Here is a 17554-nt window from a genome sequence, read left to right as displayed (position 1 = left end):
CGGTTAACTCGTTCGCGGTGCGAAGAAGCGTATGGCCGCGAGTCCGAACACGAAGCCCGCGATGTGCGCCACCCAGGCGACCGACTCGCCGCCCGCGCCCGGCGTGCCGCCGAAGATGCCGAAGAAGACGTTGAGGCCGATCCAGATGCCGGCGACCGGCAGCAGCGACGTCAGGCTGCCGACATACCGCATCAGCATCAGCACGGCACCGAAGACGCCGCTGATGGCGCCCGACGCGCCGACCACCGGATCGGGCGACTCGGGATAGACCAGGATATGCACCAGCCCCGCAAAGGCGCCGCACACCAGGTAGAAGAGCACGAAGCGGCGCACGCCCAGCAGCCGTTCGACCGGCGCGCCGAAGGCCGCGAGCGTCAGCATGTTGATGCCGAGATGCATCCAGCCGCCATGCAGGAACTGGTAGGTGATCGGCGCCACGAGCAGCGAGAAGAGACCCTGCCCGCTATCCGTCGTGTAGGCGGCCGGCACCAGGCCGAACTGCAGGATGATCTCCTGATCGGCCTGCTCGCCGAGAAGCTGGCGCAATACCTGAACGGCGACGTTGATGCCGATCAGCCACAGCACGGCGGGCGGCAGGTTGATCGCCCGCTCGCCCGTTCCGCGCCCGCCGGGGAGGCGGCGCTGGTCGTCATCGAAAGGCATGCGCCGCTCCGGTCGGGTCAGGCGTCCGTCAGGACTTCGGGCCGCCCTGGCCCAGCGCCCGTAGGCGCAGCCTGAGCGCATTCAGCTTGATGAAGCCCTCGGCGTCGCGCTGGTTGTAGGCGCCCTGGTCTTCCTCGAAGGTCACGTGCTGCATCGAGTAGAGCGACACGGGCGACTTGCGGCCGACGACCGTGGTGTTGCCCTTGTAGAGCTTGAGCCGCACCGTGCCGGTGACGTTCTCCTGGCTCTTGTCGATCAGCGCCTGCAGCATCTCGCGCTCCGGCGAGTACCAGAAGCCGTAATAGATCAGCTCGGCGTATTTCGGCATCACCTCATCCTTGAGATGGCCGGCGCCGCGGTCGAGCGTGATCGATTCGATGCCGCGATGGGCGGCGTAGAGGATCGTGCCGCCGGGCGTCTCGTAGATGCCGCGGCTCTTCATGCCGACGAAGCGGTTCTCGACCAGGTCGAGGCGGCCGATGCCGTTGGCCTTGCCCAGTTCGTTGAGCCTTGTGAGCAGTGTCGCGGGCGACATCGCGACGCCGTCGATGGCGACGGCGTCGCCCTTCTCGAACTCGATCTCGATGTAGGTCGCCTTGTCCGGCGCCGCCTCGGGCGAGATGGTGCGCTGGTAGACCATCTCGTCGGCCTCTTCCCACGGATCTTCGAGGATCTTGCCCTCGCTGGAGGAGTGCAGGAGGTTGGCGTCGACCGAGAACGGCGCCTCGCCGCGCTTGTCCTTGGCGATGGGAATCTGGTGCTCCTCGGCGAACTCGAGCAGCTTGGTGCGCGAGGTCAGCTCCCACTCGCGCCACGGCGCGATCACCTTGATGTCGGGCTTCAGCGCGTAATAGGAGAGTTCGAAGCGGACCTGGTCGTTGCCCTTGCCGGTGGCGCCGTGGCAGACGGCGTCGGCGCCGGTCTTCAGCGCGAGCTCGATCTGATGCTTGGAGATCAGCGGCCGCGCGATCGAGGTGCCGAGCAGGTACTGGCCCTCGTAGAGCGCGTTGGCGCGGAACATCGGGAAGACGAAGTCCTTCACGAACTCTTCGCGCACATCCTCGATGTAGATGTTCTCGGGCTTGATGCCCAGCAGCTCGGCCTTCTTGCGGGCCGGCGACAGTTCCTCGCCCTGGCCGAGATCGGCGGTGAAGGTCACCACCTCGCAGCCATAGGCCGTCTGCAGCCACTTCAGGATGACCGAGGTGTCGAGGCCGCCGGAATAGGCGAGCACGACCTTCTTGATGTCGCCCTTCTTGTAGGGCCCGGTATAAGAAACGCTCATGCTGGCCGCTTTCGTGTCCGTTCGGTGAAGGCGCGCGAATATAGCGGTCGACCCCACCGGGGCAAGCGCGCCGCAAAGAGGCTATAATCGGGGCGAGAATAGCATCCCATGGTTTCCCCCCTCGACCGCCTCTCCTACGCCGCCCGCCAGACCGCCCGGGTCGCCTGGTATGCCGGCCACTATGCCGCCGGCCGCCGCCTGATGAAGCCCATGCCCAAGCCCGATTTTCCCGTCGGGCCGACGCCCGGCCGCGCCGAGTTGACCGCCGAGATGCGTGCCCTGTTCGGGCGGGAGTGGCGGGATGTCGCGGCCGGCCTGTTTCCCGCCCCGCGCCCCCTCCGACCCGAACCTGCCGAATTCCTGCGCCGCAGCCTGCTCTATTTCCGCGACCTGCCGCAGGTCGATGCGCGGCGGCACGGTGCCCTCGACGACGAGCTGCCGCCCGGCACCCAGGCCGACGGCCTGCCCGACTATTACCGGCAGAATTTCCACTTCCAGAGCGACGGCTGGCTCTCGGACCACTCGGCCGCCCTGTACGACACCCAGGTCGAGGTCCTGTTCACGGGCGCCGCCGACGTCATGCGCCGCCGCGCCCTGGCGCCGATCGCCAACTGGCTCACCGACCGAAACCAGCGCGACGTCCGCGGCCTCGATGTCGGCTGCGGCACCGGCCGCCTGCTCGCCACGCTGCATGGCGCCTGGCCCGGCCTGAAGCTCACCGGCATCGACCTCAGCCGCCCCTATCTCGACGAGGCGCGCCGCCTGATCGGCCGCACGGCGCGGGTCAAGCTCGACGAAGCGCCGGCCGGGGCACTGCCCTTCGCCGAGGCGAGCCTCGACCTGGTCGTCTCCTCGTTCCTGCTGCATGAGCTGCCCAGGGAGATCCGCGCCAAGGCCATCGCCGAGATGGCGCGCGTCGTGAAGCCCGGCGGCCTGGTCGTGATCGTGGATTCCCTGCAGAAGGGCGACCGGCCCGACTGGGACGGCCTGCTCGACCTCTTCCCGCATTATTTCCACGAGCCGTATTACGGGGAATACACGGCGGGCAGCCTGGCAGAGTGGTTCGGCGCGGCCGGTCTTCGGCCTGTTTCGACGGAACTCGCCTTCCTTTCGAAGGTCGCGGCCTTCACGAAATAGCCAATCAAAGTATTCCGTCGTCCTGAGCGAAGCGCCCCCAGGGAAGCCTCGGGGCAGGCTCCGTCCCGTCGTCGAAGGGTATTACGGCTGTGCGTAAAAGGTCCGCCAACAAGGCCGCACTCTCTCGTCAGCATCGCCGTACTGACCGGGAGGAAGAGACACCATGGCTCGCGACACGATCGGACGTCCTGAAGAATTCGGTCGCGGTCCATCGCCGACGCCGCTGCCTAAGACAGCTGGCCATCTGAACTCCACAACTCACAGGGGCAGACACCCCGTATCGACTATTTCACCAAGATGGGATCAATTTGGTTCGACTTCGTCGCGAGAGCTATGTTGTTTTACCTCTTAATTTCCGCTCGAGCCGTCGCTCGGGCTGCGGCGCGGCGTGCTGCTGGCTGTAGTGAAAGGGCATCAAATGAGTGTTATCGCCACGTACGTCTATGTATCCCGAGACGGCGGCGGGGATGGCAGCTCTGACGCCTACACGATGTCGTTTGCAGACGCTCTGCGATTCAGGAGTGGCTCGGATGACCTGATCGTCGTCGACGCAACGGTCGGTGCGGCTGACCTGAATGCCCTCGATGCCAGCACGGACGGGACGGTCGTTACAGAGCCGTACGTGACGATGGTGACGGGTTCGCTGCCGGACGTGGCGGCCGCCTATGGGTCCTCCGGGATCAGTGGCCTGGGCGACGAGACGGTGGCGCTGGACGACACGACGGTTGCGGCCGCGGATCTGCTTGCGCTGGACACGGCGGCGAGCGGCTTGATCGACGCATCGTCGGTGACGACGGTGACGGGTTCGCTGTCGGACGTGGGCGCGGCCTACGCGTCCTCCGGCATCAGTGGCCTGGGCAACGCGGCGGTGACGCTGGACGACACCACGGTTCCGGCGGCGGATCTGAGTGCGCTGGACACGGCGACGAGCGGGACGATCGACGCGTCGTCGGTGACGACGGTGACGGGTTCGCTGTCGGACGTGGGCGCGGCCTACGCGTCTTCGGGGATCGGTGGCCTGGGCAACGCGGCGGTGATTCTGGACGACACCACGGTTGCGGCGGCGGATCTGAATGCGCTGGACGCCCTGACGAGCGGCGTGATCGATGCATCGTCGGTGACGACGCTGATGGGCTCGCTGTCGGATGTGGCGACCGCCTATGCATCGTCGGAGATCAGCGGCCTCGGCAACGCGGTGGTGACGCTGGACGACGCGACGGTTGCGGCGGGCGACCTGAACGCGCTGGACGTAGCAACGAACGGCACGATCGACGCGTCGTCGGTGACGACGCTGACGGGTTCGCTGTCGGCTGTCGCCATGGCGTTGTCGTCCTATGGGATCATGCTGGACCTCGACGAGGCGGTGACGCTGGACGATACGACGGTCGCGGCCGGCGACCTGAACGCGCTGGACGCAGTGACGAACGGCACGATCGACGCGTCGTCCGTGACGACGCTGACGGGTTCGCTGTCGGCTGTCGCCATGGCGTTGTCGTCCTATGGGATCATGCTGGACCTCGATGAGGCGGTGACGCTGGACGACACGACGGTCGCGGCGGCGGATCTGAATGCGTTGGACACGGCGACGAGCGGGACGATCGACGCGTCGCCGGTGACGACGGTGACGGGTTCGCTGTCGGACGTGGGCGCGGCCTACGCGTCCTCCGGGATAAGCGGCCTGGGCAACGCGGCGGTGACGCTGGACGATACGACGGTTGCGGCGGCGGATCTGCTTGCGCTGGACACGGCGACGAGCGGGACGATCGACGCATCGTCGGTAACGACGGTGACGGGTTCGCTGTCGGACGTGGGCGCGGCCTACGCGTCCTCCGGCATCAGTGGCCTGGGCAACGCGGCGGTGACGCTGGACGACACCACGGTTGCGGCGGCGGATCTGAGTGCGCTGGACACGGCGACGAGCGGGACGATCGACGCGTCGTCGGTGACGACGGTGACGGGTTCGCTGTCGGACGTGGGCGCGGCCTACGCGTCTTCGGGGATTGGTGGCCTGGGCAACGCGGCGGTGACGCTTGACGATACGTCGGTCCCGGCAGCTGATCTGAACGCGCTGGACGACGAAACGAGCGGGGCGATCAATGCGTCGTCGGTGACGATGCTGACGGGAACGGCGTCGGCGGTTGCCACGGCTTACGCGTCGTCGGGGATCATCGGCCTGGGCAACGCAGCGGTGACGCTGTCTGTGGGAACGGTAGCGGCCACTGATCTCTACGCGATCGATCTGGCGACGAGCGGAAACATCTACGCAGGGTCGGTGACGACGCTGACGGGTTCATTGTCCTACGTGGCGGACGTGTATGCGTCGTTTGAAATCTTCGGCCTGGGAGTGGCCGATGTGACGCTGGACGACGCAACGGTCCGGGCGGACAGCCTGTTCGAGTTGGACACCCTTACGATCGGAACGATCGACGCGTCGTCGGTGACGACGTTGTTTGGGGCGCTGTCGGCTGTCTCGATGGCCTATATTTTGAGCGGCATCAGCGGCCTGGGCGATGAGGCGGTGACGCTGGACGACACGACGGTCGCGGCGAGCGACCTGCTTGCGCTGGACGCCCTCACGACCGGCGTGATCGACGCGTCGTCGGTGACGACGCTGACGGGCTCGCTGTCGGACGTGGCGGACGTGTATGCGTCGGTTGGGATCGTCGGCCTGGCAGCCGCGGATGTGACGCTGTCGGATACGACGGTCGCGGCGAGCGACGTGAACGCGCTGGATACGGCAACGAACGGCATGATCGACGCGTCGTCTGTGACGACGTTTACGGGCTCGCTGTCGGACGCGGACGTTCTCTACGCATCGGGTGGAATCGCGGGGCCCATTTGGACCGCGGCCTGGACACTGAGCGATACGACGGTTGCGGCGTCTGACCTGAACAACCTGGAAGTTACGACGTACGGCATAATCGATGCCTCGTCGGTAACGGCGCTGACCGGCTCGCTGTCCGACGTGGCGGCGGCCTATGCGTCTTCGGGCATCAGCGGCCTCGGCAACGAGGCGGTGACGCTGTCGGATACCACGGTCGCGGCGGCAGACCTGAACGCGCTGGACGCCAAGACGACCGGTGTGATCGACGCGTCGTCGGTGACGACGCTGACGGGCGGGCTCCAGACCGTTCGAACGACGTATCAGTCCGGCGGGATCAGCGGCCTGGGCAACGAGGCGGTGACGCTGTCGGACACGATCCTCCCGGCGGTCGCCCTGGTGACGATGGACGGGTATACGAGCGGGACGGTCGACGCGTCGGCGGCGCTGACGCTGTCGGGCTCGCTGTCATATCTCGCGGCGGCGTACGCGTCGTCGGGCATCACCGGCCTGGGCAACGAGGCCGTGACCCTGAACAATAGTACTGTCGCGGCAGCGGACCTGAACGCGCTGGACATGGCGACGAGCGGGACCATCAACGCGTCGTCGGTGACGACGCTGACGGGCATGCTGTCGGCGGTCGCGACGGCCTACGCGTCCTCCGGGATCAGCGGCCTGGGCAACGCGGCGGTGACGCTGTCGGATACAACGGCCGCGGCGGCAGACCTGAACGCGCTGGACACGGCGACGAGCGGCGTGATCGACGCGTCGTCGGTGACGACGCTGACGGGCACCGCGGCTGCGGTCGCAGCGGCCTATGCCTCGTCCGGGATCAGCGGTCTGGGCAACGAGGCGGTGACGCTTTCTGCCGGCACGGCGGCGGCGAGCGACCTGAACACCATCAATGCGGCGACGAGCGGAACGATCGACGCATCGTCGGTGACGACGCTGACGGGTGGCTTCTACGCAGTCTATGCCAATAATAACTCGTATGGCGCAATCACCGGCCTGGGCGACGAGGCGGTGACGCTGACGGATGCGAACGTAGCGGCAGCCGACCTGAACGCTCTGGACGACGAGACGAGCGGAACGATCGATGCATCGTCGGTGACGGAACTGGTGGGGGATCTGTCGGATGTCGCGGCGGCCTATGCGTCCTCCGGGATCAGTGGCCTGGGCGACGAGGCAGTGTCGCTCGGCTACACGACGGTTGCGGCGGCTGATCTGAGTGCTCTGGACATCGAGACGAGTGGGACGATCGACGCGTCGAATGTGTTGGAGGTTACAGGCTCGCTGTTGGCGGTCCGGGGGGCCTATTCGTCGTCGGGCATCAGCGGCCTGGGCGCCAAGGCCGTGACGCTGGACGACACGACGGCCGCGGCGGCAGACCTGAACGCGCTGGACACGGCGACGAGCGGCGTGATCGACGCATCCTCGGTGACGACGCTGACGGGCACGGCGGCTGCGGTTGCGACGGCCTATGCGTCCTCCGGCATCAGCGGCCTGGGCAACGCGGCGGTGACGCTGTCGGATACGACGGCTGCGGCAGCCGACCTGAATGCGATCGATGCGGCGACGGGCGGGACGATCGACGCGTCGTCGGTGACGACGGTGACAGGTGCTCTTTCGAATCTTGCGACGGCGTATGCGTCGTCGGGGATCACCGGCCTGGGCAACGAGGAGTTGACGCTGTCGGATACGACGGTCGCGGCGAGCGACGTGAACGCGCTGGATACGGCAACGACCGGCATGATCGACGCGTCGTCTGTGACGACGTTTACGGGCTCGCTGTCGGACGCGGACGTTCTCTACGCATCGGGTGGAATCGCGGGGCCCATTTGGACCGCGGGCTGGACACTGAACGATACGACGGTTGCGGCGTCTGACCTGAACAACCTGGAAGTTACGACGTCCGGCATGATCGATGCCTCGTCGGTAACGGCGCTGACCGGCTCGCTGTCCGACGTGGCGGCGGCCTACGCGTCTTCCGGGATCAGCGGCCTGGGCACCGCGGCGGTGACGCTGGAGGACACGACGGCTGCTGTAGCCGACCTGAACGCGATCGATACGGCGACGAGCGGAACGATCGACGCGGCGTCGGTGACGACGGTGACGGGCTCTCTTTCGAATGTTGCGACGGCCTATGGGTCCTCCGGGATCAGCGGTCTGGGCAACGAGGCGGTGACGCTGTCGGATACCACGGTCGCGGCGGCAGACCTGAACGCGCTGGACGCCAAGACGACCGGCGTGATCGACGCGTCGTCGGTGACGACGCTGACGGGTGCGGTTTCGGTCGTTCGAACGACGTATCTGTCCTCCGGGATCAGCGGCCTTGGCAACGAGGCGGTGACGCTGTCGGACACGATCCTCCCGGCGGTCGCCCTGGTGACGATGGACGGGTATACGAGCGGGACGGTCGACGCGTCGTCGGTGACGACGCTGACGGGCCCGCTGTCATATCTCGCGGCGGCGTACGCGTCGTCGGGCATCACCGGCCTGGGCAACGAGGCCGTGACCCTGAACAATAGCACTGTCGCGGCGGCGGACCTGAACGCGCTGGACACGGCGACGAGCGGCATTATCAACGCGTCGTCGGTGGCGACGCTGACGGGCTCGCTGTCGGCTGTTGCGACGGCGTACGCGTCCTCCGGGATCAGCGGCCTGGGCAACGCGGCGGTGACGCTGTCGGATACAACGGCCGCGGCGGCAGACCTGAACGCGCTGGACACGGCGACAAGCGGCGTGATCGACGCATCCTCGGTGACGACGCTGACGGGTACGGCGGCTGCGGTTGCGACGGCCTATGCGTCCTCCGGCATCAGCGGCCTGGGCAACGAGGCGGTGACGCTGTCTGCTGGCACGGCAGCGGCGAGCGACCTGAATGCGATCGATGCGGCGACGAGCGGGGCGATCGACGCGGCGGCGGTGACGGTGCTGACGGGCTCGCTGTCCGCGGTTGCGGCGGCGCATGCGTCGGCGGGGATCACCGGGCTGGGCGACGAACACGTGACGCTGTCGGATACGACGGTTGCGGCGAGCGACGTGAACGCGCTGGATACGGCAACGACCGGCATGATCGACGCGTCGTCTGTGACGACGTTTACGGGCTCGCTGTCAGACGCGGACGCTCTCTACGCATCGGGTGGAATCGCGGGGCCCATTTGGACCGCGGCCTGGACACTGAACGATACGACGGTTGCAGCGTCTGACCTGAACAACCTGGAAGTGACGACGAGCGGGACGATCGACGCGTCGTCGGTGACGGCGGTGACGGGCACCGCGGCTGCGGTTGCGACGGCGTACGCGGCCTCCGGGATCAGCGGCCTCGGCAACGCGGCGGTGGCGCTGTCGGATACGACGGCTGCGGCAGCCGACCTTAATGCGATCGATGCGGCGACGATTGGAACGATCGACGCGTCGTCGGTGACGACGCTGACGGGCACCGCGGCTGCGGTTGCGATGGCGTACGCGTCCTCCGGGATCAGCGGCCTGGGCAACGAGCGGGTTCTCCTGTGGGATACGGTCGCAGCGGCCGCCGCTCTCAACGCGATCAATGCGGCGACGACCGGCGAGTTCCACGCGCAGTCTGTGCTGACGGTGACGGGTTCTCTGTCTGACTTGACGACGACCTACACCAATGGCGGCATCCGCGGCTTTGGCGACGAGGCCATCACGTTGACTGACGCTACCGTCGCGGCCTCTTCACTCAACAACCTGGACCGGAAGACGACCGGCGGGATCGACGCGTCGTCGGTGACGGCGGTGACGGGCACAGCGGCTGCGGTTGCAGCCAGCTATGTGTCTTCCGGGATCAGTGGCCTGGGGACCGCCGATGTGACCCTGTCGGCTACGAGTGCGACAGCCAGCGCCCTGAACGCAATCGATGCGAATACCACCGGGACAGTCGATGCACTGAGCGTGGAGAGGATTTATGGAACGGCGTCGGACGTGGCGACGGCATACGCGTCGTCGGGAATCAGCGGCCTGGGCGATGAGCAGGTTCGCCTGTGGGATACGGTCGCAGCGGCCGCCGCTCTCAACGCGATCAATGCGGCGACGACCGGCGAGCTCTCCGCGCAGTCTGTGCTGACGGTGACGGGTTCTCTGTCTGACTTGACGACGACCTACACCAATGGCGGCATCCGCGGCTTTGGCGACGAGGCCATCACGTTGACTGACGCTACCGTCGCGGCCTCTTCACTCAACAACCTGGACCGGAAGACGACCGGCGGGATCGACGCGTCGTCGGTGACGGCGGTGACGGGCACAGCGGCTGCGGTTGCAGCCAGCTATGTGTCTTCCGGGATCAGTGGCCTGGGGACCGCCGATGTGACCCTGTCGGCTACGAGTGCGACAGCCAGCGCCCTGAACGCAATCGATGCGAATACCACCGGGACAGTCGATGCACTGAGCGTGGAGAGGATTTATGGAACGGCGTCGGACCTGGCGACGGCATACGCGTCGTCGGGAATCAGCGGCCTGGGCAACGAGCGGGTTCTCCTGTTGGATACGGTCGCAGCGGCCGCCGATCTCAACGCGATCAATGCGGCGACGAGCAGCGGCACGATCTACATGGGGTCGATCCTGACGGTCACGGGTTCTCTGTCGGACCTTGCAGTCACATATTCCACGTCCGGTTTCAGCGGCAGGGGCGACGAAGCCGTCATTCTGTCCGATACCGTGGCAACGGCGACGGCCATCAATTTCCTGGATGGCAAGACGAGCGGCACGATCGACGCGTCGTCGGTGACGACGCTGACGGGAACCGTGTCCGATGTCTCCACGGCGATCGCGTCGGCCGGGATCAGCGGCCTCGAGAACGCCGCCTTCGACATCACGGGAACCGCTTCTGCCGACACGATCCAGGGCGGCGCCCATGATGACACTCTCAGCGGCCTTGGTGGCAGTGATAGCCTCTCAGGCTTCGGTGGGAACGATAACCTGGACGGCGGAACAGGCGCCGACGCGATGACGGGCGGCACAGGAGCCGACAGCTTCATCTTCGTGGCGGGTGAGGCCAACGGCGACTCCGTCACCGACTTCAGCGGCAGTTGGATGGCCGGTGATGGCGACGTCCTTGTCTTTCGGGGGTACGGGGATGGCGCAAGCTTTACCGATCTTGGTGGCGGCCACTACGAAGTCGCCAATGCCGCGCGCACCGTCGTCGACGTGATCGAGGTGACCGGCAGCATCGACGTGACGGACCATCGGTTTGAGCTTGTGGTCTGACCGGAGCGCTGCTTGAGAGCGTGCCTGCCGGGGAGGTTCGGAGTGGTTCGGACCGGTAAACTCACGCGCTCTCAGGGCGACGGAGGCTTTGTTACAGCGCGACCTTCTCGCCGCGCTGGCGCAGGCTGGCGCTCTTGAGCTGGCCGCAGGCGGCGGAGATGTCGCGGCCGCGGGGCGTGCGCACGGGGGCGCTGAGGCCGCCATCGTTCACGATCTCCGCGAAGCGATGGATGCGGTTGTTGGAGCTGCACTCGTAGGGCGCACCCGGCCAGGGATTGAACGGGATCAGGTTCACCTTGGCGTGGATCGGCGTCAGGAGGCGCACCAGTTCGCGCGCGTCGGCGTCGCTGTCGTTGACACCCTTCAGCATCGCATATTCGAAGGTGATGCGCCGGCTGTTGCGCGCCCCGGGATAGTCGGCGCAGGCCTTCAGCAGCTCGGCAATCGGCCACTTCCGGTTGATCGGCACAAGCGTGTCGCGCACCTCGTCGCTGACGGCATGCAGCGACACGGCGAGATTGACGTCGAGCGCCTCGCCCACCTTCGGGATCATCGGCACGACGCCGGAGGTCGAGAGCGTGATGCGGCGGCGGCTGAGCGCGATTCCCTGGTCGTCCATGACGATCTTGAGCGCCGCGACGACATTGTCGAAATTGTAGAGCGGCTCGCCCATGCCCATCATGACGATGTTGCTGAGCATGCGCTGGGCATCGGCCGTCGGCGTCGGCCATTCGCCGTAGCTGTCGCGCGCCACCATGAACTGGCCGACGATTTCATCCGGCGTGAGGTTGCGCACCAGCGGCTGGGTACCGGTGTGGCAGAAGGTGCAGGTGAGCGTGCAGCCGACCTGGCTCGACACACAGACCGAGCCGCGGTCGGTCTCCGGGATGTTGACCGTCTCGGCCTCGTTGCCGTCGGCGAACCGCAGCAGCCACTTGCGGGTGCCGTCGACCGAACGCTGCTCGGTCACGATCGAAGGCCGCTCGATCACGAACTGGTCGGCGAGGCGATCGCGCGCCTTCTTGGCGATGTTGGTCATGCGCCCGAAATCGGTGACGCCGTGCCAGTAGATCCACTGCCAGATCTGGGCGGCGCGGAACGGTTCCAGCCCGGCCTCGGCCAGCGCCGTCTTGAGCCCGTCGCGCGACAGGCCGATCAGATTGCGGCGCAGGTCGTTGCGGCCGTGCGCGGCGGCGCCGGGCTCGAGGATCTGCAGCGGTTCGGTGGGCAGGACGGACATGGAGCGCCCGAGATAGTCGCAGCATCCGCCCTGCGCAACTGCGCCGGGCCAAACTATTGTTTTGACTGTGCTTTTTGCCGCAGCCGTTGCTTGCGTTTGTACATCGGCTCGCCGAACACCGGCATGTCGAGCGTCTCGGTCGGGGCGCCCTCACCGACCGGCCGCGGGGCGTGGCGCCCGAGGCTGATCAGCCGGTCGTACATGACCAGGGCGCCGGCGGTGCCGAGATTGACCGAGAAGCGCGTCGGGATTTTCACCACGTAGTCGCAGAGCGACTGAACGCCGGGCGACAGGCCCTCCCGCTCGGAGCCCAGGATATAGGCGCACTGGCGCGGATGCCGGAAACTCGGCAGTTCGATTGCATCGTCTGTGATCTCGATGCCGACCAGCCGGCAGCCCAGCGGCAGGCGGAAGCTTTCAAGATCGGCGAACCGGTAGGTCGGTACCGACAGCGGCGTATCCGATGTGTCGGCCAGCGCGCCGGCGCGCACGTCGTACTGCGCGCGCAGCGTGAAGACGAACGAGGCGCCGAACGCGTGGGCCGTCCGGAACAAGGTGCCGACATTCATCGACTTGCTCGGACCTTCGATACCGATGCCGAAATAGCCTTTCATGGCCCTTCGATTTGTTGCAGTAATGATTGGCAGGTGTTGCCACCCACCCGGTAGCGCCCAGCCCGCCGTCAAACAAGGCCCTGATGACCCTTCCCTCGCCGTTGGACAGCGTTCGCGCCCAGTACGAGGCTCTGCCCTATCCTGCCCGAGACCCGCGAGACGAGGCGATCCGCCTGATCACGGGCACGCCGAGCCACGTCCTCGAGATCAATCACTATCTCTTCTCCGGTCGCCTGAACTTCATCCGCCCCTTCCGCGCATTGGTCGCCGGCGGCGGCACGGGCGATGCCTGCATCATGCTGGCCCAGCAGCTGGTCGATCGCCGCTGCCCCGGCGAGATCGTCTATCTCGACCTCTCCACGGCGTCGCGACAGATCTGCGAGGCGCGCGCCAAGGCGCGCGGCCTGCGCAACATCCAGTTCCTGACCGGCTCGCTGCTCGACCTGCCGACGATGAACATCGGCCATTTCGACTACATCGACTGCACCGGCGTGTTGCACCACCTGCCCGATCCGACCGCCGGGATGCAGGCGCTGGCGAGCGTGCTGCATGCCGACGGCGGCATGGGCGTCATGCTCTACGGCGAATACGGCCGCAGCGGTGTCTATCCCCTGCAGGAGCTGCTGCAGACCATCGCGCCGCCGTCGATGGCGATCCAGGACCGGCTGGCGATGGCCAAGCGCCTGATCCGCTTCCTGCCGACGACCAACCTGTTCCGCCGCAATCCGTATCTCAACGATCACGTGACGGGCGGCGATGCGGGTCTCTACGACTTGCTGCTGCACAGCTGCGACCGCGCCTTCACGGTGCCGCAGATCGGCAGGATGGCGGCCGCCTCGGGCCTGCGGGTCGTCGCGTTCCTCGAACCGGTGCGCTACGAGCCCGCGACCTACATGAGCGACCCGGTAATTGCCCGGCAGGCGAGTTCGCTGCCGCTGATCGAGCGCGCGGCGTTCGCCGAACGTCTCGCCGGCAATGTCCGGACCCATGTCTTCTACGCGACGCGCGCCGGCTTCGACACCGTGGCGCGCCCCGAGGACACGTCGGCCATACCGGTGCTGCGCGAGATGGATGCGCAGAAGTTCGCCGCCGGCCTGCAGCCCGGCGCGCCGCTGGTCGCCAACCTCGACGGCTTTCCGTGGCGGGCCCAGCTGCCGCCGCTGGCGCCGCGCATCATCTCGCAGATCGACGGCCGCCGGACGGTCGCGGAAATCTACACCTCGCTCGGCAGCCAGGGCGGCCTGCCGCGGTGGGAGGATTTCTACACGCAGTTCGAGGATCTCTACGTCAAGCTGAACGGCGTCAATCACCTGCTGCTGCGCTTCCGCACCTGAAACCAGCCTGTGCGAACCGCAATGAGCGGCCACGTCCTGACCATTGCGCTCGGCAACTCCCTCCTCTGGTCGGTCTATCTCCTGCTGACGCGCCATGTGGTGAGCGGCGCCCAGCTCGATGCCTGGGCCTATACGCTGGTGCAGCTGCTGAGCGCGGGCCTCGCCATGCTCTGGGTCGGCCGCCGCACGCCGGGAAGCTGGGCCGACCTTCTGGTGCCGTGGACGGTCTGCTACGCCTTCATGCGCGTGATCATCAACGGCTGCACCGCCGCCGCCATCGTCTGGCTGGCCGTCACGCAGAGCACGCTGCTCTCGACGATGAGTGTGCTGATCGGCGCGGGCTCGGGCTGGGCCCTGACGCGCCAGGCGCCGTCGCGGCGGGATTGGCCCGGCCTCGCGCTGCTGGGGATCGGCATCGCGGCCTTCGCCGCCGGCCTGGGATCGGAGACGGCGTGGCGCGGCGTCGCCTGGCTGATCGCCTCGGAAGCCGTGGCGGTCGCAGCCTCGTGGATGATCGCCTACCACCCGCGCAACCGCGCGGCCGATCCGGCGGCGCGCAGCCGCTTCACCGGCGAGATCCTGGTGGCGGCCTCACTGGCGCTGATCTTCGTCTGGACCTTGGCCGGTCTGGTGGGTGCGATGGCTTCGCCCTGGGCCGGCGGCGGCGACGCCTTCGGCCGGATCGAACTCTGGCTCTATGCGATCCTGGCCGGCCTACTGTTCCGCGCCCCCGGCACCTGGCTCGGCTTCTGGACCATCAACCATTCGGGCGTGCAGACCTACCTGATCGCCCTCACCGCGATGCCGTTCTTCGCCATCGCGCTCGAAGCCGTGTTTGCCCGCCTGGGCTGGCTGACGCCCGCGACCCTGTCGACGCCGGAATGGCTGGCCGCCGGCGTGATCCTCGCCGGCGCCGTCTGGCTGATCGTCGCGCGGGTGCGGACGAACTAGCCGCTCAACGAAGGACCGGCGAGCAACATTGTTGCGTCGGCGGTCATCCCGATACAGGACTCATGGGGTGCGACATTCACTTCGTTTGTTTCGATTATTTCGTTTGTTTCGTTTATTCGCCACACCTCCACCTCCTTCAACGGCCTGCCGGGCCCTTGCGCCTTACATTCCACCTACCTCATCCTGAGGAGCGTCGCGAAGCAGCGCGTCTCGAAGGATGGGCAACGGACGGGGTGCGCGTGCCCACCCTTCGAGACGCTCACTGCGTTCGCTCCTCAGGGTGAGGCAAAGGCTGGGATGCTCGCCTCGATTCTCTCTCGTCCGGAAGGACGCTACGCCTTCTTCAGCGCGTCCGGGTTGAGGACGTTGATCGGCGTGCCGTCGAGCCAGGCTTCGACGTCCTTGATCGTGCCCTCGTAGAAGTGCCGGTAGCTCTCCTCGACGACGTAGCCCAGGTGCGGAATGAGCGTGACGTTGTCGAGCTTGGTGAGCGGATGGTCGGCCGGCAGCGGTTCCTTGTCGTAGACGTCGAGGCCGGCGTGCAGGATCGTGCGGTTCTTCAATGCCTCGATGAGCGCCGCCTCGTCGACGATGGGACCGCGCGAGGTGTTCACCAGGATCGCGGTCTTCTTCATCTTTGCCAGCTCGGCCGCGCCGATCAGGCCGCGCGTGCGATCCGAAAGGGCGAGATGGATCGAGACGAAGTCCGACGTCGCCAGCAACTCGTCCTTGCTCACATACGTCGCGCCGCCCGCCTCGGCCTTCTCGGGCGTGAGGTTCTGACTCCAGGCCACGACCTCCATGCCGAAGGCCTTGGCATAATGGGCCGCACGACTGCCCAGCTTGCCGAGGCCCAGGATGCCCAGCCGCTTGCCCTCGAGCACCACCATCTGCTCGATGCCGTCATGCCACTTGCCCTGGCGCGCCAGCCGCTCGGCCTTGGCGAGATCGCGGGCGCACATCATCAGCAGCGCCCAGCCCAGCTCCGCCGTCGGCGCATTCGAGGTGCCGCCGGGTGTCGTCGAGACCGGAATGCCGCGCTCGGCCGCCGCCTTGTCGTCGAGGCTCGCGGCGCGGGCGCCGGTCAGCACCATGAACTTGAGGTTGGGCAGCTTCTCGATCAGGGCCCGCGGGAAGGCGGTGCGCTCGCGCAGCAGACCCAGCATGTCGAAGGGCGCCAGTTTCTGCGCCGCATCCTCGACTGAGGTGAAGGGCTCGTGGAAGACGGTGATCTCGACTCCGCGTTTCCGGAGCCGGTCCCAGTCGGCCATGCGCATGGCTACCTTCTGGTAATCGTCGAGCAAAGCGAGCTTCATCGTTTGCGGCATGGCGTTTCCTGGAAGACAATGATCGAAAATCTACTATAGCCGCGGGAGGCGGTCGTGAGCATCACCGTTACGCCAACTCATCCCGAATTCGTGGCCGAGATTTCCGGCGTCGACCTGGCCCAGCCGCTCGAGCCCACCGACCGGCAGACCATCGAGGACGCCATCAACCGCTACGCGGTCGTGGTGTTCCGCGGGCAGACTCTCGACGACGAGAAGCAGGTCGCCTTCGCCGGCCATTTCGGCCCGATCGAATCCTCGGCGCTGAAGCTCCGGCATCGCGACATCAAGCACCGGATCGAATCCAGCCAGGTGGCCGACATCTCCAACCTCGACGGCGACGGCAACGTGATGAAGCCCGACGCGCGCCGCCGGCTCGACGGCCTGGCCAACCGGCTGTGGCATACCGATGCCTCGTTCCGCGCCGTGCCGGGCGCCCTGTCGATGCTCTATGCGCACGTCATTCCCGATGAAGGCGGCGACACCGAGTTCGCCGACATGCGGGCGGCCTACGATGCGCTGCCCGAGGCGAAGAAGAAGGAGCTGGAAGGGCTGGTCGCCGAACATTCGATCTGGCGGTCGCGCGAGCAGCTGGGCGTCGTGCAGTACACGGCCGAGGAGCGCGCCTCGCTGCCGCCGGTGCCGCAGCGGGTCGTGCGCACCCATCCCGGCTCGCACCGCAAGACGCTCTATCTCGCCGCGCACGCCTCGCACATTCTCGGCCTGCCGGTGGCCGACGGGCGTCTGATCATCCTCGACCTGATCGAGCACGCGACGCAGCCGCGCTTCGTGCATGCCCATCGCTGGGCCAAGGGCGACCTCGTCATCTGGGACAATCGCTGCACCATGCATCGCGCCCGGCCGTTCGACACGACCAGGGTGCGCGACCTGCGGCGCGTCACGACGCGCGATGTCGCCTCGACACTCGAACAGGCGGCCTGACGTTCCCGTCAGG

General features: G+C 66.9%; 10 protein-coding genes. 5 read left to right on the top strand and 5 right to left on the bottom strand.

The window, feature by feature from the left end; translation table 11 throughout:
- Nucleotides 1-3 precede the first annotated feature (3 nt).
- The gene (locus ACO07K_RS26490) at nt 4-663 is read right to left on the bottom strand and encodes a rhomboid family intramembrane serine protease (RefSeq protein WP_422033252.1); all 660 of its coding nucleotides are present in this window, start codon (nt 661-663) and stop codon (nt 4-6) included.
- A gap of 28 nt (nt 664-691) precedes the next feature.
- A complete protein-coding gene (locus ACO07K_RS26485; RefSeq protein ID WP_422033250.1) occupies nt 692-1948 on the bottom strand; it encodes an argininosuccinate synthase in 1257 nt (418 codons plus the stop codon).
- A 108-nt stretch (nt 1949-2056) separates the two neighbouring features.
- Between ACO07K_RS26485 and ACO07K_RS26480 the strand changes: the two genes are divergently transcribed.
- Nucleotides 2057-3085, top strand: a complete 1029-nt coding sequence (locus ACO07K_RS26480) for a methyltransferase domain-containing protein (RefSeq protein ID WP_422033248.1) — start codon at nt 2057-2059, stop codon at nt 3083-3085.
- A 418-nt stretch (nt 3086-3503) separates the two neighbouring features.
- On the top strand, nt 3504-11135 hold the full coding sequence (locus ACO07K_RS26475) for a hypothetical protein (protein WP_422033246.1): 7632 nt from the start codon (nt 3504-3506) through the stop codon (nt 11133-11135).
- A 91-nt stretch (nt 11136-11226) separates the two neighbouring features.
- Here ACO07K_RS26475 and rlmN read toward each other — a convergent pair whose 3' ends face one another.
- Nucleotides 11227-12375 (bottom strand): 23S rRNA (adenine(2503)-C(2))-methyltransferase RlmN, encoded by a 1149-nt coding sequence (gene rlmN, locus ACO07K_RS26470; protein ID WP_422033244.1) that lies wholly within the window; start codon nt 12373-12375, stop codon nt 11227-11229.
- Between the two features lie 53 nt (nt 12376-12428).
- Nucleotides 12429-12989: an RNA methyltransferase gene (locus ACO07K_RS26465; RefSeq protein WP_422033242.1), complete on the bottom strand. Its 561-nt coding sequence runs from the start codon at nt 12987-12989 to the stop codon at nt 12429-12431.
- Between the two features lie 83 nt (nt 12990-13072).
- Here ACO07K_RS26465 and ACO07K_RS26460 point away from each other — a divergent pair, with 83 nt between their 5' ends.
- Both ACO07K_RS26460 and ACO07K_RS26455 read left to right on the top strand, forming a co-directional pair.
- Nucleotides 13073-14323, top strand: coding sequence for a class I SAM-dependent methyltransferase (locus ACO07K_RS26460; protein WP_422033240.1), 1251 nt, complete (start codon nt 13073-13075; stop codon nt 14321-14323).
- Between the two features lie 21 nt (nt 14324-14344).
- Nucleotides 14345-15274 carry a hypothetical protein gene (locus ACO07K_RS26455; protein ID WP_422033238.1) on the top strand — a complete coding sequence of 310 codons (930 nt, stop codon included), beginning with the start codon at nt 14345-14347 and terminating at the stop codon, nt 15272-15274.
- Nucleotides 15275-15606: 332 nt separating this feature from the next.
- Here ACO07K_RS26455 and ACO07K_RS26450 read toward each other — a convergent pair whose 3' ends face one another.
- Complete coding sequence (locus tag ACO07K_RS26450) at nt 15607-16602, bottom strand: D-2-hydroxyacid dehydrogenase family protein (protein WP_422033236.1); 996 nt, start codon at nt 16600-16602, stop codon at nt 15607-15609.
- Between the two features lie 54 nt (nt 16603-16656).
- Between ACO07K_RS26450 and ACO07K_RS26445 the strand changes: the two genes are divergently transcribed.
- On the top strand, nt 16657-17541 hold the full coding sequence (locus ACO07K_RS26445) for a TauD/TfdA dioxygenase family protein (RefSeq protein ID WP_422033234.1): 885 nt from the start codon (nt 16657-16659) through the stop codon (nt 17539-17541).
- Nucleotides 17542-17554 lie beyond the last annotated feature (13 nt).

Origin of the sequence: Reyranella sp. (assembly GCF_965228225.1) — a bacterium.
Classification (GTDB): domain Bacteria; phylum Pseudomonadota; class Alphaproteobacteria; order Reyranellales; family Reyranellaceae; genus Reyranella.
The sequence above is the reverse complement of the archived record's forward strand: the minus strand, read 5'-3'. Positions and strand labels throughout refer to the sequence as shown.

Bases quoted from the DNA above. Each gene is read 5' to 3' on its own strand.
- ACO07K_RS26490 (WP_422033252.1), bottom strand. From the start codon at position 663: ATGCCTTTCGATGACGACCAGCGCCGCCTCCCCGGCGGGCGCGGAACG.
- ACO07K_RS26485 (WP_422033250.1), bottom strand. From the start codon at position 1,948: ATGAGCGTTTCTTATACCGGGCCCTACAAGAAGGGCGACATCAAGAAG.
- ACO07K_RS26480 (WP_422033248.1), top strand. From the start codon at position 2,057: ATGGTTTCCCCCCTCGACCGCCTCTCCTACGCCGCCCGCCAGACCGCC.
- ACO07K_RS26475 (WP_422033246.1), top strand. From the start codon at position 3,504: ATGAGTGTTATCGCCACGTACGTCTATGTATCCCGAGACGGCGGCGGG.
- rlmN (WP_422033244.1), bottom strand. From the start codon at position 12,375: ATGTCCGTCCTGCCCACCGAACCGCTGCAGATCCTCGAGCCCGGCGCC.
- ACO07K_RS26465 (WP_422033242.1), bottom strand. From the start codon at position 12,989: ATGAAAGGCTATTTCGGCATCGGTATCGAAGGTCCGAGCAAGTCGATG.
- ACO07K_RS26460 (WP_422033240.1), top strand. From the start codon at position 13,073: ATGACCCTTCCCTCGCCGTTGGACAGCGTTCGCGCCCAGTACGAGGCT.
- ACO07K_RS26455 (WP_422033238.1), top strand. From the start codon at position 14,345: ATGAGCGGCCACGTCCTGACCATTGCGCTCGGCAACTCCCTCCTCTGG.
- ACO07K_RS26450 (WP_422033236.1), bottom strand. From the start codon at position 16,602: ATGCCGCAAACGATGAAGCTCGCTTTGCTCGACGATTACCAGAAGGTA.